Here is a 20,866-nt window from a genome sequence, read left to right on the forward strand (position 1 = left end):
TTCGGTGTAATCACTTTTCAAAACGAATAAAATCTGTTATCCTAAGAGTGTTCAAATTATGCGAAAGCGTTTTTAGTCCATCGCAATTTTTAGGAGGTTATCAATTATGGATACACCACAAATTGGCGTTGCCGGAATGGCCGTCATGGGGAAAAACCTAGCGTTGAATATTGAAAGTCGCGGCTACACAGTTGCTGTCTGGAACCGGACAGGCTCAAAGACCGAGGCATTTGTTAAGGATCATTCAGATAAAAACTTGGTACCAAGCTATACCATCAAGGATTTTGTCAATTCTTTGGAAAAGCCGCGCCGCATCCTGTTAATGGTCAAGGCCGGCCAGCCGACTGACGATGTCATTCATGAAATCTTGCCATTCTTGGACAAAGGCGATGTCCTGATCGATGGCGGGAATACCTTCTTCAAGGATACGATGCGTCGTAATGCCGAATTGGATTCATCAGGTATCAATTTCATCGGAATGGGTGTTTCCGGTGGTGAATTGGGCGCCTTAAAAGGCCCTGCTTTGATGCCAGGTGGTCAAAAAGAAGCTTATGACCTGGTCGCACCAATCTTAACGAAGATTGCGGCTAAGGCCCCAGATGGCACCCCATGTGTCGCTTACATCGGACCCAACGGTGCTGGTCATTATGTCAAGATGATCCATAACGGCATCGAATATGGCGATGAAGAGCTCATCAGTGAAAGCTACGACCTGATGAAGAATGTTTTAGGCATGTCCGATGATGAAATGGCCAAGACCTTTGCTGAATGGAACAAGGGCGAATTAAGCTCTTATCTGATTGACATCACTTCCAAGATTTTGACTTATAAAGATGATTTAGGTTCTGGCAAGCCGATTGTTGAAATGATCTTAGACCGTGCCAACAACAAAGGAACAGGCAAGTGGAGTTCTGAAAACGCCCTTGAATTACAGGTTCCGCAGAGTGTCATCACCGAATCCGTTTACGCTCGTTACATCTCCATGATGAAAGACGAACGTGTCAACGCAAGCAAGATTTTGCCAGAAGTTGTCAATAAGGACATCAAGATTGACAAGGACAAGGTTTTGGAACAAATCCGTGAAGCATTGTACTTCAGCAAGATTATGAGTTATGCCCAAGGCTTCGAACAGATGGAAATTGCTTCGGCTCATTACGATTGGGATCTGCAATATGAACAGATTGCATCCATCTGGCGTGCCGGCTGCATCATCCGTGCCAAACTCTTGGAACCAATCATGAATGCTTACAAGAAGAACCCGCAATTGAAGAACATCTTGTTGGATGATTACTTCAAAGACATTGCCGGCAAGTATCAAGATGCTGCCCGTAACGTGACTAGTTTAGCCGTTCAATTAGGCCGTCCAGTGCCTGGTTTCAGTTCAGCCATCACTTACTACGATCAGTATCGCAGTGCCCAATTGCCAGCTAACTTGATTCAAGCAATGCGTGATTACTTCGGTGCCCACACATTCGAACGGACCGACCGTCCCGGCAACTTCCATTACACATGGTACAAAGAACAGTAACACGATAGAAGTCCAGTTTGTGGCGGAACACAATTAAGCCATTTTTTGTGCATTTCTGGCCACGTTCTAAAAAGCATTTCCAATTCAATGATTGGAAATGCTTTTTTGGTGCGGACCATTACCGGCGTATCGTTTTTTAAGGGCAGTTATGGTAAAATAACAAATTGAATAGTAAAATTAGAAATACTGTCAGCAATTTTTAAGAGTATACATTAAAAGATTCATTAAAGAGGTCAATGGCGCGTAAAGGAGTGTTCATTCAAAATGAGCGAAAATAGTAAGGGTCGCATTTTAATTATCGAAGACGAAAAGAATTTAGCCCGGTTCGTCGAATTGGAATTACAGCATGAGGGTTATCAAACAGAAGTTCATTTCAACGGCCGAACCGGCTTGGATGCAGCCCTCAACGAGAACTGGGATGCGATCTTGCTCGATTTGATGCTGCCGGAATTAAACGGACTCGAGGTCTGCCGGCGGGTGCGTCAGGTGAAGAATACGCCGATTATCATGATGACCGCCCGTGACTCGGTCATTGATCGTGTTTCGGGCTTGGACCATGGCGCCGATGATTATATCGTTAAGCCATTTGCTATCGAAGAATTACTGGCCCGGCTGCGAGCTTTGTTACGGCGGATCGATATCGAAGGTGAGCATAATGCCGCTAAACAGACGACAGTGACCTTCAAAGATTTAACAATCGAAAAGGAAAATCGGGTTGTCCGGCGTGGCGATGAAGTCATCGAACTCACAAAACGTGAATATGAACTCTTATTAGTCTTAATGGAAAATGTCAATGTGGTTCTAGCACGGGATGTCCTGTTGAGCAAAGTCTGGGGCTACGATTCCGATGTCGAAACCAACGTTGTTGATGTTTATATTCGTTACTTGCGGAATAAAATCGATCGGCCTGGAAAGCCTAGCTATATCCAGACTGTGCGTGGAACGGGGTACGTGATGCGATCGTGATTTCAGAATCCACAGAAAAAACGAAAAAAAAGGGTGAACAACCATGGATCTCGCTGAAGGTCAAATGGGCGATTGCCGTTGCTGGTAGTCTGTTCGTGACCTTTCTTTTGTTCGCAATCCTGTTATACGAAAGTGCCGGAAATGTGCTGATGCAGCAGGAACGGCGGAATGTCGAGGAGACGATGACGACGGTCACGACCCGGCTGCAACGGGAAAAACAACCGCTGACGACAAGCTCAGTCGCCGATTTGACTAGGTTCGACCAGTCTTCGCATACGGTTTATCAGGACAGCCTGCTCAATCGGCTGACCAATAAGGATATTTCGGTGGCCATCTTCAATCCCAGCCAGAAACGGGTCCTTCAATTTCGGGATTTCACAGTGCCGTTTCATGCGACGCTCGATCGGCATGTGGCCGGTTCGCGTGCGCATGGCCAGGACGTTCTGGTCGGGATGACGCCGGTCAAGTCGGATAAAACCGGCCAAATTGTCGGCTACGTTCAGGTCGTCAACCAGCTAGGGGATTATCATAATGTCCTGACGCAGATGCGCAGCTGGCTGTACAGTCTGAGTCTGCTGGCGATTATTTTCAGTGCGACGGTGGGGTATGTTCTCGCGACTCGTTTCCTGCGGCCAATCAAGATGATGACCGATACAATCAAGGCCATCAATGAAGAACCATTGTCTGACAAACGAATTCCGCAGCAGCATTCTCAAGATGAACTTTCCGATTTAATCGATGAATTCAACGGGATGCTCGACCGGATTCAGCATTATGTCGATACCCAGCAGCAATTTGTTCAGGATGTCTCGCACGAATTGCGGACACCAGTGGCGGTCATTGAAGGCCACTTGCAGCTGCTCAATCGGTGGGGTAAGGATGACCCGAAGGTATTGGATGAGTCCTTGGCGGCGTCACTGCAGGAAACGGAACGCATGAAGTCGCTGATTCAGGAAATGCTGGAATTGACCCGTGCCGATGCCGTCGAAACGCAGTATCTCCATGAGGTGACGAATGCCGGCGACTTGGTGCACCAGGTCTTTGCCAATTTTCAAATGCTCCATCCCGATTTTAAGTTTATCTTGGATGATGACCTCCATGGTCCGACTTGGGCCCGGATTTATCGCAACCATTTAGAACAGATTTTGATTATTTTAATGGATAATGCCGTCAAATATTCGACGACTCGCAAAGAAATTCATCTGGCGGTTGCGTCGGATGCTCACCATGTTGATATCGTTGTGCAGGACTTCGGCGAGGGGATTTCAAAGGATGATTTAGCGCAAGTTTTCAATCGTTTCTATCGAGTGGATAAGGCCCGCAGCCGTGAAAAGGGCGGCAACGGGCTCGGATTATCGATTGCCAAACGACTGGTTGATGGCTATCATGGCCAGCTGACGGTCGAAAGTGTCGTCGGCTCCGGGTCGGTCTTTAAAATCAGTCTCTTACGGGCCGCTCCGCCTAAAGAAGATCCGCCAACTGCTGCTGATGTACCAGACGGTATTTTAAAATAACGTAAAAAAGGAACCGTGACATAAGCCATGGTTCCTTTTTATCTTATTTAAACGGGGTCCAAAAGTCTGCTCAGTCTCCGGTTAAATCCCATTCGCTGACCGTCCCAGTACGGACTTTCAGTGACTTTTTTAATCTGATGCGCAAAGCCGACTTGGGTCACATCTTCCTTTAATGTGCGTTTAGAAGTTATGATGATAGAATGGTTTGCCGGTTAAGCCATTGACGAACCGAGCTGTGATTTCGGCTGGACGGGTAATTGCGGCACCGACGACGACACTCATGGCACCGACTTGTAAAGCATGGTTGGCCATCTGTGGGGTACGAATCTTGCCTTCAGCAATGACGGGGATATGTTTCGAAGCCAGCCGTTCGACGAGGGCAAAGTCAGGACCGTCATGTTCCGGGCTGTCAATCGTGTAACCGCTTAATGTTGTGCCGATAAAGTCAGCGCCGGCTTGATAGGCAATGACACCTTCTGTGTAAGTCGAAACATCGGCCATCAGTAATTGCTTCGGGAAGCGTTCCTGAACTTTTTCAATGAAATCGGTCACATTGCTGCCATCATGGCGTTGGCGCGATGTGCAGTCGAGTGCGATTACATCGACATTGGCAGCTACTAGTTGTTCAACTTCGGCCATCGTCGGTGTGATGTAAGGTTCTTCCGGCGGGTAGTTCTTCTTGATGATGCCGATGATCGGCAGTTTGGTTGCTTGCTGAATTTCTTTGATATCACGGATTGAGTTGGCCCGAATGGCACTAGCTCCGCCTAATTCAGCTGCAACTGCCATCTTCGGCATGATGCCGCCGGTTTCTGAATATAATGGTTCGTCTGGTAATGCTTGGCAGGAAACGATGAGGTTGCCCTGTACTTGGTTAATAAATTCTGCTTGATTCATACTCATGCTAAAAGGCCTCCAATTCAGCGCCTCTCATGTGCGCCCTTCATAAAAAAGGTTAGCACAACTAAAGCAAAATGTAAACGATTTCAGAAACCGAATTCAAAAATTTGTGCGGCCATAAAAAAGAACGGCCTCCATTTTGAGGCCGTTCTGTGTATTAAGCATGCGGATGATGCTGCTGTTTACCAGCATTCCGTTTACGATTTTCTTCATGACTGATTTCAGCTTGACTCTCTTTAGCCGTTCCAGCGCTTCCGTTGTCAGCAGTGCTGTTTGGAGTGACATCCGGATGTGCAAATGTTTCCGGTGTAACGACCTCGACGACTGGATGTTCCTTGAGATTTGCATCGATGCGGCGCTTGATCTGCGGCGTGATGATGAACGTCGTGATTGCTTGCTGAATGACGATGATAATCCCGCCGACTAAGAAGTAGAGCGCAAGTCCGGCTGGTGCGAACAGGGAAATAAAGAAGGTAATCAGCGGACTCATCAATAAGGTGGTTTGCATCTGCTTTTTCTGTTCAGGCGCCATGTGGTACATTGATAAATAACCTTGGGCCAGGTAGAAGAGGGTGGCGACAATCGTGATTGTCAGACTCGATTTACCTAAGTTGAATCCAAAGAAATGACTCGCCGAAATTTTGGCGGAGTACTCGATGGCCATGTACAAACCGGAGAAAATCGGCAGCTGAATGATTAAGGTCAGGCAGCCAAGACTCGGCATCATGCTGGTGCCGTTCTTTTGGTAGACCTGCATCATCAAACTGCTTAATTGACTCTTTTCTTCGGTCGTCGTTGCTTTTTTCTGTTGTTCCTGAATCAAGTTTAATTGCGGCTGCAGGACACGCATCTTTTCCTGCTGTTCCGTCATCTTCTTGGACTGATTCAGCATTAAGGGAAGCAAAATCAAACGAACGACAAATGTGATGATGATGATGGCCCACCCATAAGCATTCCCGCTGCCGCCCAGCAGTCCGGCCAGCCAGTTCATTAAATGCTGGATTGGAATTCCGAAGTACTTATAGATTGAACCATAAAAAAAGCCTGTCGGTGGTTTTAAATGGCCGGTGGTCGTTGCCTTGCGGGCACAGCCCGACAAGAACAGCATCAACGCCATCATTGCGCCGCCTAAAAATAATTTCGTTTTTTTCTGCATGATAATCCCTTTCAAGTCAATTTCATTTACTAAATTACTATACTTGAAGGGCTTGCATTTTTCAACCGGTCTAAAGACTGAAACCAGGTTTTTCTAATCTGAAACGTGCTAAAAAGTAACTTTGAATTCCTTGTAATCCGGCAGCGGATTGAGCGTATGGATTTCGACATGGTCGACCCGGCTGCTGGGCGATGGACCGCCCGAAATCATCTCGATATATTTATTGACGTCCGCTTCAGCGCCAACGACTTCCGTATAGACCGTGCCGTCGGGATTATTGCGGACAAAACCGTTTAAGTGCAGCTGATTGGCAATCCGCTGCGCAACCCAGCGGAAACCGACCCCCTGCACGATACCCGTGACTTTCATGGAAACTGCTTTTTGTGTCATCTTCACAACCTCCTTGTGTTTCTCCTCTATCATAAGCGCCGGGCCGGCAAAATACCAGCCGGAAGAATATGCTATAATGGGCCAAAAAGAGAAGGGGTTCTGTTACCTATGGAATTTATCCAATCGGCCAAAAACGACCAGATTAAACAAGCTAAAAAACTAACCACACGCAAATATCAGGAACGCAATCACAGTTATCTGCTCGACGGCTGGCATTTAGTCAAGGAAGCTATCCAAAGCGGTGCCGAAATCAGCAAGATTTTTGCCACTGAAAAGTATTTGAACGAACGGGAACTGCGGGCTTACTACGACCAGACAATCGAAATTGCCCCCGAAGTTGCGCAGCATTTAAGCGACACACAGGCGCCCCAAGGCATTTTTGCCGTTGTGGCGGTGCCGGAGCAGACAATGCCGGCTGCGTTCGACGGGCAGTGGCTATTTCTCGATGCCGTCCAAGATCCTGGCAACGTCGGTACGATGGTCCGCACAGCGGATGCCGCCGGTTATCAAGGGGTCGTTTTCGGGCGGGGAACCGTCGACCCGTATAATCCGAAGACACTGCGGGCCATGCAGGGCAGCCAGTTTCATTTGCCGATTTATCAGAGTGATTTAGGTGATTGGATGACGGCCTTCAAAAAGGCACAGCTGCCTGTTTACGGGTCGGAATTGAATCCGCAGGCCGTTTCCTATACCGATGTGCCAGCCGGTGAAGCAATGGCCTTAGTCGTCGGCAATGAAGGCAACGGGATGCAGGCCCAATTTTTGCGGCAGACAACGCAGAATCTGTATATTCCAATCACCGGCCAAGCCGAGTCACTGAATGTGGCTGTCGCAGCGGGGATTTTAATGTTCGCCTTAAGAGGCTAAAAATAACGATTTCTTAAGCTTGTCTTAAATAAATGAAAATGCTATCTTTTCCGGACGTTTGCTGTTATGATGAATTTGGAACCAAAGAATAAATAGCAGTCAGTTGATGGCAAAAAGGAGCTTTTGAATGTCTGGATTATTAGCTTGGCAGGATGACCCTGAGTACGTCGCTCAAATCGACGATCTGTTGCACACAGATGCCGTTCAAAAATTAAACAATTATACGCAGCATCATTCGATGACTCGTTTGGAACATTCCCTGAACGTTTCTTACCGCAGTTATCTAATCGGAAAAAAATTACACTTAAACACACGTGCATTAGCACGAGCTGGCCTTTTACATGACCTTTTCTATTACGACTGGCGGAAAACCAAGTTCAACCGTGGGACGCATGCTTATATCCACCCACGTGTGGCCTTGCGCAATGCCGAAAAAATAACAGAATTGACGCCCATGGAAAAGGACATTATCGTCAAGCACATGTGGGGTGCGACGATTGGATTGCCCCGTTACAAAGAAACATGGGTTGTTTCACTCGTGGATGACTATTGTGCCATGGATGAATACATGGGTCATTTGGCCAACGACGTGGAAGACAAGTTAAAAGTGAATCATTAGCTTGGAAAAGGTTGCAATTAGCAGCCTTTTTTTATATACTTTTCGTAAGTGAAAATTAACAAGAATTTTTATAAATAAAATGACAAAAATGGAGGTGGCTCATTTGGCAATGCTGACAGAAAAACAAACGACAGTCGATTTTAAACTCTGTCCCCGGTTTGAAAAAACGTTTACCATGCTGGGCAAAAAATGGAACGGTTTGATTATCGATGTGCTGCTTGAAAACGGGACGTTACGGTTTAAAGACCTCACTAAGATGGTGCCGAAGTGCAGCGACCGGGTGTTGGTCGAACGGCTCAAAGAATTGGAAGCGGATGGAATCGTCGAACGCATGACCCATGAGGATTCTGCCTTGATCGAATACCAATTAACGACCAAAGGAGAATCCTTGCGGAACGTAATCGATGAAATTCACTCATGGTCGGATACGTGGCAGGATGGCGTCGAATCATGTGTTGACGCACAATAAAAAAAAGCCTACACTATGGACAGATATAAAGGCGTTGATGAAAGAAAAGTAATTGTGACGGACCATTTTTCAGAAAGACTTCTCATGGCTGAAAGGGAGTCAATGGTACGAACAATGAAGTTCACTTTCGGAGCTGGCCTTGGGAGTCGCAAGATGAAAAAGGTACCGGCAGTTTTGTCGTTAACGAAATGAAGTGCACGGCTTATTTAGCTGTGAACTAGGGTGGTACCGCGAGAACCTCGTCCCTTTTTGGAACGAGGTTTTTTTGTGCAATCGAAAAGGAGTGGAAAAAATGACATTACGAGATACGTTACGCACCATCAACGATCAGAATTTGGCGAAGATTCAGCAAGCCACGAATCTCAAGGAATTAAATGAAATTCGTGTCGGTGTGCTGGGCAAAAAGAGTCCCATTACCAATGTGTTACGGGGCATGAAGGATTTGAAAAAGGAGGATCGGCCAGTTGTCGGTCAATTTGCGAATGAAATCCGCGACGGCCTTGTGACGGCCATCGACAACCAGAAAGCTGCTTTGGAACAAAAACGGCTCGACCAGAAATTAGCCCACGAAAAACTGGATGTGACCCTGCCAGGCACACCAGTTGTCGATGGGACTCCGCATGTCCTGATGCAGGTGATGGAAGACCTCGAAGACGTCTTCATGGGAATGGGCTTCCAGATTGTTAGAGGTTATGAAGTCGAAGATGAGCACCATAACTTTGAGATGCTGAACATGCCAAAAGACCATCCTGCCCGTGATATGCAGGATACGTTCTACATCACCCAGGATGTGCTGATGCGGACCCACATGTCGCCCAACGAAGCACGTGAGCTCGAAGAACACGACTTTTCCGAAGGCCCAATCAAAATGATCGGACCCGGCAAGGTTTACCGGCGCGATACCGATGATGCGACGCATTCGCACCAATTCTTCCAGATGGAAGGACAGGTAATTGACAAGCACATTACCATGGCCGATCTCAAAGGAACCTTGGAATATGCGATTCACAGCTTCTTCGGTGCCGATCGGGAGATTCGGTTCCGCCCCAGCTACTTCCCGTTCACGGAACCATCGATTGAAGTCGATATTTCCTGCTTCAACTGTAACGGCAAGGGTTGTGCCGTCTGCAAGTACACCGGCTGGATTGAAGTGCTCGGTGCCGGGATGACCCATCCGAATGTGCTGAAAGCTGCTCATGTCGATGCCGATGTTTATGGCGGGTTTGCTTTCGGTCTCGGAATCGATCGTTTTGCGATGCTCAAGTACGGGATTACGGACATTCGCCAATTCTACCAGAATGATATTCGCTTCTTATCGCAATTCAATGGGGAGGACAAATAAATGAAAGTTTCATATCAATGGTTGCAAGAATATTTACCAGTGAAGGCCACACCCGCTGAGTTGGCCGATAATGAATCTCGGACAGGCCTTGAAGTCACTGACGTCAAGGTGCCGGCGGATGGGCTGAAGAAGATTGTGGTCGGCCATGTGCTTGAATGTGTTCCGCATCCGAATTCCGATCATCTGCACATCTGCCAAGTCGATATTGGCGAAGACGAACCGACACAGATTATCTGTGGTGCACCCAATGTTGCTGCAGGTCAATATGTCATCGTTGCTTTGCCCAGTGCTCGAATTGCCGGCAACGTCAAGATTAAGAAGGGCAAGATGCGGGGCGAAGCTTCCAACGGGATGCTGTGTGCCTTACAGGAAATCGGTTTTCCTGAAAGCGTCGTTCCAAAAGAATTCGTCAACGGGATTTATGTGTTCCCCAATGCCGAAACACCAGGGGATTCTGTCTTTCCCTTGTTAGGCATGGACGATGCTATTTTAGATTATGATATTACACCGAACCGGGCCGACTGCATGAGTATGCGGGGCGTAGCTTGGGAAACAGGTGCGATGTACAATGAAGTACCAACTTTCAAAGAACCTGAATTGACCGAAGGCACCACTCCCATCGCCGATTTGTTAACGGCTGCTGTCAACGACGAAAAAGATGCACCGAGTTACCAATTACGGGTTCTGCAGAATGTCGACATCAAACCGAGTCCATTGTGGCTGCAGATTCGGTTATGGAATGCGGGGATTCGGCCAATCAATAATATTGTCGATGTGACCAATTACATCATGCTGACTTACGGCCAGCCGATGCATGCCTTCGACTATGACAAATTGCAGAGTGACAAGATTTTAGTCCGGCGGGCCCATGACGGCGAAAGCCTGACTACTTTGGATGGCAATGATCATGATTTGACTGAAGAAGACATCGTCATCACCGATGGGACGAAGCCGGTTGCTTTGGCCGGTGTGATGGGCGGACTCGCTACCGAAATCACTGCAGATACTAAAAACGTCGTGCTCGAATCCGCATTGTTCCAGCCGACCTTAGTCCGCAAAACGGCCCAGCGTTACAATTTGCGCTCTGAAGCCTCGTCACGCTTCGAAAAAGGCATCAATACAGCTACCATCAATGAAGCCCTTGATGCTGCCGCTGCTTTAATGAATCAGTTTGCTGGTGGCGAAGTGGCACAGGGCCATCTCAGCGCCAGCAGCATCGAACCGCTGTCTGTCGGAATCGATATTTCGATTGACCGGATTAATCATGTCTTAGGAACAGCTTTGGATGTGCCGACAGTGCTGGGGATTTTCAAACAGCTGGGTTTCCCGACCCATGAAAGCGATGGTCTCTTCTCGGTCAGCATTCCGCCACGTCGCTGGGATATCCACATCGATGCCGATTTGATTGAAGAAGTGGCTCGTATTTACGGTTACGACAATTTGCCAAGTACATTGCCGACCGGCGATATGACGTTGGGCCACTTAACACGCAAACAGCAGGAGATTCGGGGCACTCGCCGTTATCTTGAAAGTGCCGGCTTGACCGAAGCCATCAGTTATTCGCTGACAACGGCTGAAAAGGCACAACAATTCACGTTGACCGATAGTGCCTTAACCAAGCTGGATTTCCCGATGACGCAAGATCATGCTTATTTGCGGCAGAACTTGATTACAGGTCTGTTGGAAGATTTAGCGTATAATTTAGCTCGGAAGCAAAATGATGTGGCTTTCTACGAACAAGGACGGGTTTTCTTAAAAGAAGACGATGCGACGATTCGGCCGGATGAAGTCGAATATGTGGCTGGTGCATTCACAGGACTGGTCCGCCAGCGCAACTGGAACCAGACGAAAGAAGCCGTTGACTTCTATTACGCAAAAGGGGTTGTCGATGGTTTATTAAAACAATATCATCTGGCCGCACCCGTTCGTTATGAGGCTGTTCAGAAGCCGGAAATGCATCCGGGCCGGACAGCGGCGATTTACGTCGGCGACGTGTATGTCGGTTTTGTCGGTGAAGTCCATCCTGAAACAGCCAAGGCCTATGAAGTGAAAACGACCTATGTCTTCGAATTGAACCTCGACTTAGTGCTGGCACAGGATCGCCAGAAGGTTGTTTCGCAACCGACGGCGAAGTTCCCGGCTGTCACACGTGATGTGGCATTGCAAGTTGCCAAAGAGGTGACGAACGAACAGATTATGGACGTCATCACCAAGAATGGCGGCCGTTTCCTGACCAGCGTCAAATTGTTCGATGTGTATGCTGGTGAAAAGATTGCCCATGGTGAAAAGTCATTGGCCTACACCTTGACGTATCAAAATGCCAAGGCAACTTTGACGGAAGATGAAGTCAACAAAGCCTTTGCCAAAGTGGTCGACCATCTCGAATCCGATTTGGATGCGAAGATCCGTTAATTTTCAGGAAAAGCTGCACGGCGGTCCGCTTTTTTGGTATAATATTTGTGATTTAATCATCATCTAGGAGGTTTTCCTGTGGCGAATCACGATAAACAGAGCACAGACAATCATCAAAACGACAAACAGGCATCACGACAAGAAGAAAAGCAGACTGTCAATCATATCGTCTACTGGATCGTCGGGACGCTCGTTGTCCTGTTAGTGATCATTGCCTTTATGAGCTATCGGTATGTGAAAACATCCTTGCAGCCAGTCGACTCGAATAGTCATCAAACCGTTGAGGTCAACATTCCGATCGGTTCATCAAACAAAGAAATTGCAACACGATTGCAAAACAAAGGAATTATCCGGAGTGCAACGGTGTTCAACTATTATGTCAAAACACAAAATGATTCGAATTTCCAGGCCGGCTACCACAAGCTGTCGCCGGCGATGACTTTGGATGAAGTCATCGCTGCCTTGCAAAAGGGCGGCACGGCCAAGCAGAAGGTGGCTGAAGCCAAAGTGGTTGTCAAAGAAGGGGTCACGGTCGATGAAATCGGGACTGCAATCCAGAAAGCCACTAAGAAGAATAAGAAATTCAAGAAATCCGATTTCATCAAATTGATGAAGAACCAGGCTTTCTTGGATAAATTAGCAGCTAAGTATCCAACCTTGCTGTCATCTTCGATGAAATCCAAGAATGTGCGCTATCATCTTGAAGGCTACCTCTTCCCAGCGACGTATCCGATTTATAAGAATACAACGCTGAAGAGCCTGGTCACTGAGATGGTCGCGACGGCCAATACGAATTTAAAGCCATACTACAAACAGATGGCCGCTAAGGATATGACCGTTCAGCAGACGCTGACATTGGCATCTATCATCGAGCGTGAAGGGGTCAAGGAATCCGATCGGCAAAAGATTGCGGGGGTCTTCTACAACCGTTTCGATGCTAATATGCCGATCCAATCCGATATCACCGTCATGTATGCTCTTAAAACGCATAAGACACATTTGACCAATAAGGATGTCCAAGTCGATTCGCCGTATAACTTGTACAAGAACACCGGCTATGGACCTGGGCCGTTCAACTCGCCGAGTCTCTACTCCGTTTATGCGACCCTGCATCCAAAAGATCAATCCAAAGGTTACCTATACTTTATTGCCAATCTGAAGACCGGCAAGGTGCACTTCTTTACCACCTTGACCGAACAACAGAAGAAGACGTCTGAATTAGGACAATAGTAAAAGAGCGTGTAAGAAGCGTTTTGAACGGACGGCTTAAGGAAAGTGCGGCTAAAATCTCTGATTTGTGGAGATTGAAGCCGCAGTGACTTAAACGTGATGTTCAGCTTCTCAAAACGCGTTTACACCGCAAAAAAGACAGGGGCCGACCAATCGTCGACCTCTGTTTTCATACTACAAATCACAGCTTGGGGGAAATAATTGAACATGGCAGCGCAACAGGAAAAACGACCGATTGTGATCGGCGTCACAGGTGGTTCAGCGAGTGGCAAGACGAGTGTCAGCCGTGCGATCTTTGATCAGTTCGCCGGACATTCGATTTTGATGATGCAGGAAGATTCTTATTACAAAAAGAGCGACCTTCCGTTTGAAGAACGCAAAAAAATCAATTACGATCATCCGCTCTCATTCGACACAGATTTGCTGCTCGAACAGCTCAACGACCTGATTCATTACCAGACAATCGAAAAGCCGGTGTATGATTATACGAATCATAACCGCAGCGATGAAGTCGTTAAGGTCGAACCGAAAGAGGTCATTATCCTTGAAGGGATCCTGATTTTGGATGATCCCCGTCTGCGGGATTTAATGGATATCAAAGTTTATGTCGATACGGACGACGATATTCGTCTAATCCGGCGCATCAAGCGGGATATGAACGAACGGGGCCGTTCGCTGGATAATATCATCCATCAATATCTGGCGACCGTTCGTCCGATGTATCATCAATTTATCGAACCAACTAAGCGCTATGCGGACATTATTGTGCCGGAAGGCGGCGAAAACCAAGTTGCGATCGACTTGTTAGTCACCAAGATTCGTGATATTTTAAAGCAGCGGGAGAGAAAATAAATTTAGACATCCCACGAAAAACGTGGTATGCTCCGAATTGTCTGTAAAAATAATGAGGTGAATAATTATGGCTGAAAAAACATATCCAATGACAGCTGAAGGTAAGAAAAAACTAGAAGACGAACTGGAAAATTTGAAATTAGTTAAACGTCCGGAAATTATCGAACGGATTAAAACGGCTCGTGGCTTCGGGGACCTTTCTGAAAACTCCGAATATACATCCGCAAAAGATGAACAGAGTATCACTGAAAGCCGGATTTCCGAAGTTGAAAACATGCTTCGTTACGCCGAAGTGATTGACGCTTCCGCCGTTGACGAAAATGAAGTTTCCGTCGGCAAGACCGTTACTTTCGTTGAAACGGGCGATACTGAGGAAGAATCTTATCAAATCGTCGGTTCGGCCGAATCCGATCCATTTTCCGGCAAGATTTCAAACGATTCGCCGATTGCCAAAGCTTTGCTGGGCAAGAAGAAGGGCGACACCGTTTTGATTCACACACCAGGCGGCGACATGGAAGTTAAAATTACCGCAGTAAAGTAAGCTGCATCTCAAAAAAGACTGGCCCAGAAGCCGGTCTTTTTTAGTCTGACGGGGCTCGTCGTCATTCGCTTGGTCGCACACTCTCAGTTTAAACGTGTTTGACCAAGCTGCTGACTTCGTTTAAGCCCATTCGGCCGCCATTCACAGCCCGAATGTGTCCGAATGTTTCTTAAGCCTCGTCGTCATTCGCTTGGTCGCACACTCTCAGTCTTTAGCCCGATTCAATTTCGGTCTTGCGTGAGTTCCCATTCAGGCAGCAAGTCCGCTATAATAGAAGATAATTAAAATGGACGGAAGGAGTATGCATTCATGCGCAGACCTTGGCAATTATTTTTCATCATCGAAACGATCCTGCTTGTCATTCTCGGCTGGCAGATTTTTTCCAATCAAGCAACGCTGAGCTTCCTGATTATTGGAATCGTCAGTCTAGTCTGGGCGCAGCACCGTCGCAGCCGGCATCATTCGGGCAGCTTCCTGACCCTATTCGGGACATTGACGATTGGAATCACGATTTTGATCAACGTGTCGGCTTGGTTAATGGTCTTTGTCGGGCTGTTATTTATGTTCTTTGGGCTTGATGCGTCGAGCCGGCTGGACGGCTTGCATCCCGGCCGCTGGTGGCCGCATGCGCCATGGCAGAAAAAACATTTCATGCCGGTCAATACACGTGAACCGCAGTCCAAAGACGGCAAAAAGATTCAGCATCCGTGGTTCGGCAGCCAGACAATTGGTTTGCAGGTCTTCGAATGGGACGACCTTAATTTTGCTGTAGCGGCAGGGGATACGATTATTGACCTCGGCAATACGATTTTGCCGCAGGAGGATAATGTCATTATGATTCGCAAAGGCATCGGCAAAACCCGGATTTTGGTGCCGGTCGGGACGAGCGTGATGATCGACCATTCTGCGATGCTTGGCGGCCTCACTTTCCAAAATGAACACTTGAAATTACACAATGAACAGGTAAAATTGTACAGCGACCACTACGATGAAGGCAGCCGCAAACTGAAGATCATGACAAATGTTCTGGTCGGCGATCTCGAGGTGCTGTACGTATGACAAAAACAGGTCGGATTTATACGTTTATGCTGATTACGATGAGCATTTTTCTGGTCAGCTTATTGATGTTCTGCTCGTACTTTTATGCGACAGGCATTCAAAATTGGTTATTGCACCTTGTTACGGCACAGTTTTTCTATGTGCCGATTTTGGTGTATCTGCTATTCGTTTCGTTAGTGGTCGGGGGACTGCTGACCGGGCTGATTGCCTTTTTTGCCCATCAACGGGCGTCGAAAGTGGAAAGTCAGCTACAATTATTGGTCAGCGGCCAGTATGAAGCCCAAGAATTGAAAACGGATGGCAAAGCAGTCAATGCGGCCAACTTGGAACAAACGATTGAAAACCTGCGCCTAAAAATGGTAGGCTTACAGCAAGAGATTCAAGGCTACAGCAATCGGCCCCAAAAGGTCGACGGGGAAACCAAGGAAGAAATTCTCGAGCAGGAACGCCATCGTTTGGCACGCGAACTGCATGATTCCGTCAGCCAGCAGCTGTTTGCGGCGATGATGATGCTGTCGGCGATTAATTCGATTGCCGAAAAAGAGCACTTGTCCGACAAAATCAGCCAGCAATTGACGACCGTCGAGAAGGTCATCAATGAAGCTCAATCTGAAATGCGGGCCCTTTTGCTGCATCTGCGGCCGGTTAACCTCGAAGGCAAGAGTCTCAAAGAGGGAATCCAGCAGTTACTGCGGGAATTGCAATCGAAAGTGCATATTAACATCAACGCCGAAATCGATGATGTGCATCTGCCGAGCGGAATCGAAGACAATCTGTTTCGAATCGTGCAGGAGCTTCTGTCGAACACGTTACGGCATGCGAAGGCCAAAGAAATCGATGTCTTCTTGAAGAAAATCGACCAGACGGTACTGCTGCGGGTCGTCGACGATGGAATCGGTTTTAAGATGACGGGCAATGAGAATGCCGGCAGTTATGGCTTGAAAAACATTCAGGAACGTACAAAGAGTATCGGCGGTGTCGTCAAAGTGATCAGTTTTCCTGGTCAGGGGACGAGTGCTGAAATTCGGGTTCCGTTATTGAAGGAGCAATCAAAATCGTGATAAAAGTATTGATCGTGGATGACCACGAAATGGTGCGCTTAGGGGTTAGTACCTATCTAGGTGTGCAGGATGACATCGAAGTGGTCGGCGAGGCCGGCAACGGTAAGGAAGGACTCGGGAAAGCCTTAGCTTTGCGGCCGGACATTATTTTAATGGACCTAGTGATGCCTGAAATGGATGGCATCGAAGCCACTCAAAAAATTCTTAAGGCGTGGCCGGAAGCGAAAATCATCATTTTAACGAGTTTTATCGATGATGAAAAAGTTTATCCTGCGATTGAAGCTGGTGCCAAGAGCTATATCTTGAAAACATCGACGGCCGAAGAAATTGCGAATGCGATTCGGGCGACCGCTCAAGGGCGCTCTGTGCTCGAGCCGGAAGTGACTAAGAAAATGATGACCCATTTATCCACACAAGCACAGCCGCAGCTTTACGAAGACTTAACGAAACGGGAACGAGAAGTGTTATTATTGATTGCGAAGGGGAAAAGCAATCAGGAAATTGCCGATGAACTCTTTATTACGTTGAAAACGGTCAAGACGCATGTTTCGAACATTCTGGCGAAGCTGGAGGTCGAAGATCGGACCCAAGCGGCGATCTACGCTTACAAACACGGCTTGATCAAGTAAGAGGAGGAATGAATATGTTTGCTGAACAATCAGAAATTCAACATTTACTGAGTTTGCTCAAAGATATTCAAAAACAGCTTTTTCAATACGGCCGGAATCGGCTGCGGCTCGGCCGGCCCAAGCAGATACATTTCTTTCATCTGCTGGCGGCGCATCCCGGTATGACCCAGCTGGAGTTGGGCGAGCATTTTGATCTGCAGCCCTCAGCTTTAAAACAGATTTTACGGCATTTAGCGACTGCCGGTTTGATTGAACTCGAACCGGACAGCCGCAATTCGCAGCTGGTTCATGTCATGCTGACGGCACGGGGCGAACAGCTGGCCAACGATGGTTGGCGTTTCTATCCGGAAGCCCTGCGGAAGATTACCCGGCACATGACGCATTATGAACTGCATGCGCTGATTGAAGCGGCCGCCGCCGCCGATCACCTCCTGCAGCGCACAAATGCCCTCACACCGCAGCCATTTTCACGGCTGCACCGCCGCATGCATAATGGCGACGAATTGTAGTGCATTTAAAACAAGGGTCTTTAAGATACATGGCGTAAAAAAAGCCGGTCACATTTTTCTGTGACCGGCTTTTTTAGTGGCTATGCTTTTTTCTTTTTTGGCAGCCATGCCGGCTGTTTCCAAAGCACACCGACAATGCCCAGCGAGAGAAGCGAGATTACCATTCCAAGCGTCAGATAGGGCGGCCAGTAGGTCAATTCAATCTGATGATGACCGGGTTTGAGCTTGGCCGCCAAAAACATCTTGAAGACGCGTTTGGTGGCAACTGCTTTGCCGTCGACTTTGAGGTGCCAGCCCTGGTTGTACGGGATGGTGGTCATCAACAGCGGCTGTTGTTTCGTAGTCGTGATGGTGCCGGTAATCTTGTTGTTGCTGAAATGGCTGATTTTAAGCGGATGCTGTTTCAGCTTAGCGATGCCGGCGTCGAAGGTGGACAGCTGGAACTGATAAAGCTGTAGGTCTTGCAGCCATGTCTTGTCCTTTGTAAAGGAAATGGTCAGTTTCTGGCGCTGGCCCTTTTGTCCGGCGGCCACATTGATGACAACCGGATCATTAAAGGGACTATATTGAGTCAGGGTTTCTCCGTTCAGCTGCAGGTTGACAACGTTGCCAGAGAGATTGTTGCCTAGGGTCAGATAATACGGCTCATCTGTCTGCGGCGTGAAGTAAAAGTCAACGCTGGCCGGCTTAGACGAATCGACCTTGGTATAATTGGCATCGTTGAAATTCGAATCGCGTTTGACATTGTGCAGCACCGTTTCATCAAACGGTACCGCCGCATAAAGGGGCGATTGGCTAGTTGTCGCGCTAATCAGGGAATGAAACATGTTAGTCTGTTCGGTGATTGGCTGGTCGGCAACCGGACGTTCGGTCAGGGCGTTGGCACTAGCAGCAAACCCCAGCGATAAAGCGTATGGATTTTTGTAGATGCTGCTGTTGGTGTCGGCGGACTGCAGACGGTAGTACGCCAAATCCGGCTTATTCGTATCGGCAGTGAATAATGGTTTGATGACCTCAGAGCCGATTGGTTTAGCAGCTTTAGCAGCAAGATAATATTTCATATCCAGCAGGGCATCCGTCCACAGCGTCCCGTTCGAATAGTTGACGACACCATAGCCGGACGGCTGGCCGATATTGCCCATGAAGGTCGGCACTTGGGCTTCCAAGACAGAATTGAAATGCGACGCTCCGTAATAACCTGTTTCGAGTGCATCATTTTTGGTGCGGTTGAACGTTTTGCCAACCCGATAGAAACGGTGGGTATTCTCCGGCAGCTTATTGACTTCTTTTTGAAGCTGGCTGGTATAAGCTGCATAATCGCTCTGTGTCAAATAGGAAATATTGTTGAGACTCATGTAAGCATTGGTCGTCATTTCGACGACGGCTAGTAATAGGATGAGCCCCTGATAGATGGGCGAACGGCGAATGCCGACGGCCAGCAATAACAGGGCACAGGCACCGAACCCAAAGGAAATCAGGACTTGGTCGGTCTTCAGATAGCTGATGTGTTTCAGCGTATCCATCAAATAAATCATCATTGCTGCAAACAGCGAACTGCAGACAATCAGTTGCCACAGCTTGATATCAGGATGGTGGCTGAGGGCGCGAGCGGCCACAACCAGCAGCCAGAAGCTGACGATGTAAGAAAACCGATATGGATACCAGACCGGAAATTGACCGCCATGCCACAGCAAGTCTAACGGCTCAACGAATAACGACGCAATTAAGAAGGCTGTGATGACGAGTGCCGTCAGGCGTTCCTGCCAAGCGTAACGTTTCTGCATGAAATAGAGCAATGCGGCCACTAACGGCAGCATTCCGATGAACAAGTTCGGCTGGCCCTTCGGCATCTGGTCGAAATTGAAGGCGCCGACGACAAACTTTGCCAGCAGCTTGAACGGTTTGTATTCCAACTTCCAATTCAAGGTGTGGACGGTATACTGGCCCTTGCCTTGCAGCAGGTCGAAGAAGCTCGGCAGAAGCAGCCAAGCACCGATTCCGCCGGCCAGCAGGGAACCGCCGATAAATTTGCCGATAACCTGCAGCTGGCGTTTCAGGGGACCACGATGGATGGCCAATTGCCAGATGAAGTAGAGGATGCTGAACAGGCATACCATCCAGCCCATATAGTAATTGACGATGAGGAGCGCCCCCAGCATCAGCGGATAACGGAGAAAATGGTGCGGCACAAACAATTCCTGAATGCCCAATGCAATCAAAGGCAGAAAGACGACAGCATCGAGCCACATCAAGTTGAGCTGATTGGCGATGGTGAATCCCATCAAGGCATAGGCCGTTGCAAAGGCTGGGACCCACAAGCCGTCGAGCAGCTTGCTTTTGCGCAGGAAGAAGGCAAAGCTCCAGCCGCTGCAGGCATATTTGAGCAGGATGACGAGCACGACCCCAAAAGTGAGCCATTTGCCGGGTGTCAGCAGCAGAATCAGGTTAAAGGGACTCATCAGATAATATGCCCAGCTCCCAATCATGCCGCCGCCAAGGGCTTTCGAAAATGAATAGAGAAAGGTCGACGGATGGTGCAGGAGGGTGGAACGGAAGTAAGCAAAAAAGTCAATATATTGCTGGCCGAGGTCGACTGTCAGCCAGGACGACTTGCCGAAGGGAAAGACCCCTCGATAGATCGCATAGATGCCCATAATCAGCAACGGGAGTGCAAAACTGAGCCCGTACAGAAAAATCGGCCAAGAACGCTTTTTTTTGAAACGCATTGTTTCACCTCAAATGCTAAGAATTTATAAAGGAACCCCTTTTCGGATTAGAACTGCGTTATCCTAAAAAAGGCGGCCAGAATGATTCATTCTTAT

At 47.9% G+C, this 20,866-nt stretch carries 19 protein-coding genes and 1 other annotated feature; of the genes, 15 read left to right on the forward strand and 4 right to left on the reverse strand.

Translation table 11 applies throughout. The features are described from left to right. Positions 1 to 106 precede the first annotated feature (106 nt). The 3 genes from gndA to IV40_RS00300 all read left to right on the forward strand — a co-directional run bounded on the left by gndA (position 107) and on the right by IV40_RS00300 (position 4,008). Positions 107 to 1,528 (forward strand): NADP-dependent phosphogluconate dehydrogenase, encoded by a 1,422-nt coding sequence (gene gndA / locus IV40_RS00290; RefSeq protein WP_057768198.1) that lies wholly within the window; start codon positions 107 to 109, stop codon positions 1,526 to 1,528. Between the two features lie 264 nt (positions 1,529 to 1,792). Beyond that, entirely contained in the window at positions 1,793 to 2,494 is a 702-nt protein-coding gene (locus tag IV40_RS00295; RefSeq protein WP_057768201.1) for a response regulator transcription factor, read from the forward strand. After that, positions 2,491 to 4,008 (forward strand): sensor histidine kinase, encoded by a 1,518-nt coding sequence (locus IV40_RS00300; RefSeq protein ID WP_057768204.1) that lies wholly within the window; start codon positions 2,491 to 2,493, stop codon positions 4,006 to 4,008. Before IV40_RS00295 ends, IV40_RS00300 begins: the two co-directional genes overlap by 4 nt. Positions 4,009 to 4,188: 180 nt before the next feature. On the opposite strand, the gene IV40_RS00305 is transcribed toward IV40_RS00300, so the two are convergent. The 3 genes from IV40_RS00305 to IV40_RS00315 all read right to left on the reverse strand — a co-directional run bounded on the left by IV40_RS00305 (position 4,189) and on the right by IV40_RS00315 (position 6,454). Continuing rightward, positions 4,189 to 4,905: an N-acetylmannosamine-6-phosphate 2-epimerase gene (locus IV40_RS00305; protein WP_057768799.1), complete on the reverse strand. Its 717-nt coding sequence runs from the start codon at positions 4,903 to 4,905 to the stop codon at positions 4,189 to 4,191. A gap of 160 nt (positions 4,906 to 5,065) precedes the next feature. Then, positions 5,066 to 6,064, reverse strand: coding sequence for a membrane protein insertase YidC (gene yidC, locus IV40_RS00310; RefSeq protein WP_057768207.1), 999 nt, complete (start codon positions 6,062 to 6,064; stop codon positions 5,066 to 5,068). Positions 6,065 to 6,172: 108 nt separating this feature from the next. Beyond that, positions 6,173 to 6,454, reverse strand: coding sequence for an acylphosphatase (locus IV40_RS00315; RefSeq protein WP_057768210.1), 282 nt, complete (start codon positions 6,452 to 6,454; stop codon positions 6,173 to 6,175). A gap of 108 nt (positions 6,455 to 6,562) precedes the next feature. Here IV40_RS00315 and IV40_RS00320 point away from each other — a divergent pair, with 108 nt between their 5' ends. From IV40_RS00320 to IV40_RS00375, 12 genes are all read left to right on the forward strand, one after another. After that, positions 6,563 to 7,321: a TrmH family RNA methyltransferase gene (locus tag IV40_RS00320; RefSeq protein ID WP_057768213.1), complete on the forward strand. Its 759-nt coding sequence runs from the start codon at positions 6,563 to 6,565 to the stop codon at positions 7,319 to 7,321. Between the two features lie 127 nt (positions 7,322 to 7,448). Further along, on the forward strand, positions 7,449 to 7,940 hold the full coding sequence (locus IV40_RS00325; protein ID WP_057768216.1) for an HD domain-containing protein: 492 nt from the start codon (positions 7,449 to 7,451) through the stop codon (positions 7,938 to 7,940). A 109-nt stretch (positions 7,941 to 8,049) separates the two neighbouring features. Next, positions 8,050 to 8,409, forward strand: a complete 360-nt coding sequence (locus IV40_RS00330) for a winged helix-turn-helix transcriptional regulator (RefSeq protein WP_057768800.1) — start codon at positions 8,050 to 8,052, stop codon at positions 8,407 to 8,409. Between the two features lie 25 nt (positions 8,410 to 8,434). Next, positions 8,435 to 8,659: a binding site (T-box leader), on the forward strand. Between the two features lie 42 nt (positions 8,660 to 8,701). Continuing rightward, positions 8,702 to 9,751, forward strand: a complete 1,050-nt coding sequence (pheS, locus tag IV40_RS00335) for a phenylalanine--tRNA ligase subunit alpha (RefSeq protein WP_057768221.1) — start codon at positions 8,702 to 8,704, stop codon at positions 9,749 to 9,751. Further along, positions 9,752 to 12,163 (forward strand): phenylalanine--tRNA ligase subunit beta, encoded by a 2,412-nt coding sequence (gene pheT / locus IV40_RS00340; RefSeq protein ID WP_057768223.1) that lies wholly within the window; start codon positions 9,752 to 9,754, stop codon positions 12,161 to 12,163. Between the two features lie 78 nt (positions 12,164 to 12,241). Beyond that, positions 12,242 to 13,393 carry an endolytic transglycosylase MltG gene (gene mltG / locus IV40_RS00345; RefSeq protein WP_082617850.1) on the forward strand — a complete coding sequence of 384 codons (1,152 nt, stop codon included), beginning with the start codon at positions 12,242 to 12,244 and terminating at the stop codon, positions 13,391 to 13,393. A gap of 207 nt (positions 13,394 to 13,600) precedes the next feature. After that, on the forward strand, positions 13,601 to 14,245 hold the full coding sequence (udk, locus tag IV40_RS00350) for a uridine kinase (protein ID WP_057768226.1): 645 nt from the start codon (positions 13,601 to 13,603) through the stop codon (positions 14,243 to 14,245). A gap of 67 nt (positions 14,246 to 14,312) precedes the next feature. Then, entirely contained in the window at positions 14,313 to 14,786 is a 474-nt protein-coding gene (gene greA / locus IV40_RS00355) for a transcription elongation factor GreA (RefSeq protein WP_057768229.1), read from the forward strand. A 309-nt stretch (positions 14,787 to 15,095) separates the two neighbouring features. Beyond that, entirely contained in the window at positions 15,096 to 15,845 is a 750-nt protein-coding gene (gene liaF, locus IV40_RS00360) for a cell wall-active antibiotics response protein LiaF (RefSeq protein WP_057768232.1), read from the forward strand. After that, a complete protein-coding gene (locus IV40_RS00365; protein ID WP_057768234.1) occupies positions 15,842 to 16,906 on the forward strand; it encodes a sensor histidine kinase in 1,065 nt (354 codons plus the stop codon). Before liaF ends, IV40_RS00365 begins: the two co-directional genes overlap by 4 nt. Continuing rightward, positions 16,903 to 17,535: a response regulator gene (locus IV40_RS00370; protein ID WP_057768237.1), complete on the forward strand. Its 633-nt coding sequence runs from the start codon at positions 16,903 to 16,905 to the stop codon at positions 17,533 to 17,535. Before IV40_RS00365 ends, IV40_RS00370 begins: the two co-directional genes overlap by 4 nt. 14 nt (positions 17,536 to 17,549) lie before the next feature. After that, on the forward strand, positions 17,550 to 18,044 hold the full coding sequence (locus tag IV40_RS00375; protein WP_057768239.1) for a MarR family winged helix-turn-helix transcriptional regulator: 495 nt from the start codon (positions 17,550 to 17,552) through the stop codon (positions 18,042 to 18,044). Positions 18,045 to 18,124: 80 nt separating this feature from the next. On the opposite strand, the gene IV40_RS00380 is transcribed toward IV40_RS00375, so the two are convergent. Continuing rightward, the gene (locus tag IV40_RS00380) at positions 18,125 to 20,770 is read right to left on the reverse strand and encodes a YfhO family protein (protein WP_057768242.1); all 2,646 of its coding nucleotides are present in this window, start codon (positions 20,768 to 20,770) and stop codon (positions 18,125 to 18,127) included. Between the last annotated feature and the right edge of the window lie 96 nt (positions 20,771 to 20,866).

It is taken from the genome of Lactobacillus selangorensis (genome assembly GCF_001437205.1).
GTDB lineage: Bacteria > Bacillota > Bacilli > Lactobacillales > Lactobacillaceae > Paralactobacillus > Paralactobacillus selangorensis.

Excerpts from the sequence above, each read along its gene's own strand:
- gndA (WP_057768198.1), top strand. The coding sequence starts at position 107 with ATGGATACACCACAAATTGGCGTTGCCGGAATGGCCGTCATGGGGAAA.
- IV40_RS00295 (WP_057768201.1), top strand. The coding sequence starts at position 1,793 with ATGAGCGAAAATAGTAAGGGTCGCATTTTAATTATCGAAGACGAAAAG.
- IV40_RS00305 (WP_057768799.1), bottom strand. The coding sequence starts at position 4,905 with ATGAATCAAGCAGAATTTATTAACCAAGTACAGGGCAACCTCATCGTT.
- yidC (WP_057768207.1), bottom strand. The coding sequence starts at position 6,064 with ATGCAGAAAAAAACGAAATTATTTTTAGGCGGCGCAATGATGGCGTTG.
- IV40_RS00315 (WP_057768210.1), bottom strand. The coding sequence starts at position 6,454 with ATGACACAAAAAGCAGTTTCCATGAAAGTCACGGGTATCGTGCAGGGG.
- IV40_RS00320 (WP_057768213.1), top strand. The coding sequence starts at position 6,563 with ATGGAATTTATCCAATCGGCCAAAAACGACCAGATTAAACAAGCTAAA.
- IV40_RS00325 (WP_057768216.1), top strand. The coding sequence starts at position 7,449 with ATGTCTGGATTATTAGCTTGGCAGGATGACCCTGAGTACGTCGCTCAA.
- IV40_RS00330 (WP_057768800.1), top strand. The coding sequence starts at position 8,050 with ATGCTGACAGAAAAACAAACGACAGTCGATTTTAAACTCTGTCCCCGG.
- pheS (WP_057768221.1), top strand. The coding sequence starts at position 8,702 with ATGACATTACGAGATACGTTACGCACCATCAACGATCAGAATTTGGCG.
- pheT (WP_057768223.1), top strand. The coding sequence starts at position 9,752 with ATGAAAGTTTCATATCAATGGTTGCAAGAATATTTACCAGTGAAGGCC.
- udk (WP_057768226.1), top strand. The coding sequence starts at position 13,601 with ATGGCAGCGCAACAGGAAAAACGACCGATTGTGATCGGCGTCACAGGT.
- greA (WP_057768229.1), top strand. The coding sequence starts at position 14,313 with ATGGCTGAAAAAACATATCCAATGACAGCTGAAGGTAAGAAAAAACTA.
- liaF (WP_057768232.1), top strand. The coding sequence starts at position 15,096 with ATGCGCAGACCTTGGCAATTATTTTTCATCATCGAAACGATCCTGCTT.
- IV40_RS00365 (WP_057768234.1), top strand. The coding sequence starts at position 15,842 with ATGACAAAAACAGGTCGGATTTATACGTTTATGCTGATTACGATGAGC.
- IV40_RS00375 (WP_057768239.1), top strand. The coding sequence starts at position 17,550 with ATGTTTGCTGAACAATCAGAAATTCAACATTTACTGAGTTTGCTCAAA.
- IV40_RS00380 (WP_057768242.1), bottom strand. The coding sequence starts at position 20,770 with ATGCGTTTCAAAAAAAAGCGTTCTTGGCCGATTTTTCTGTACGGGCTC.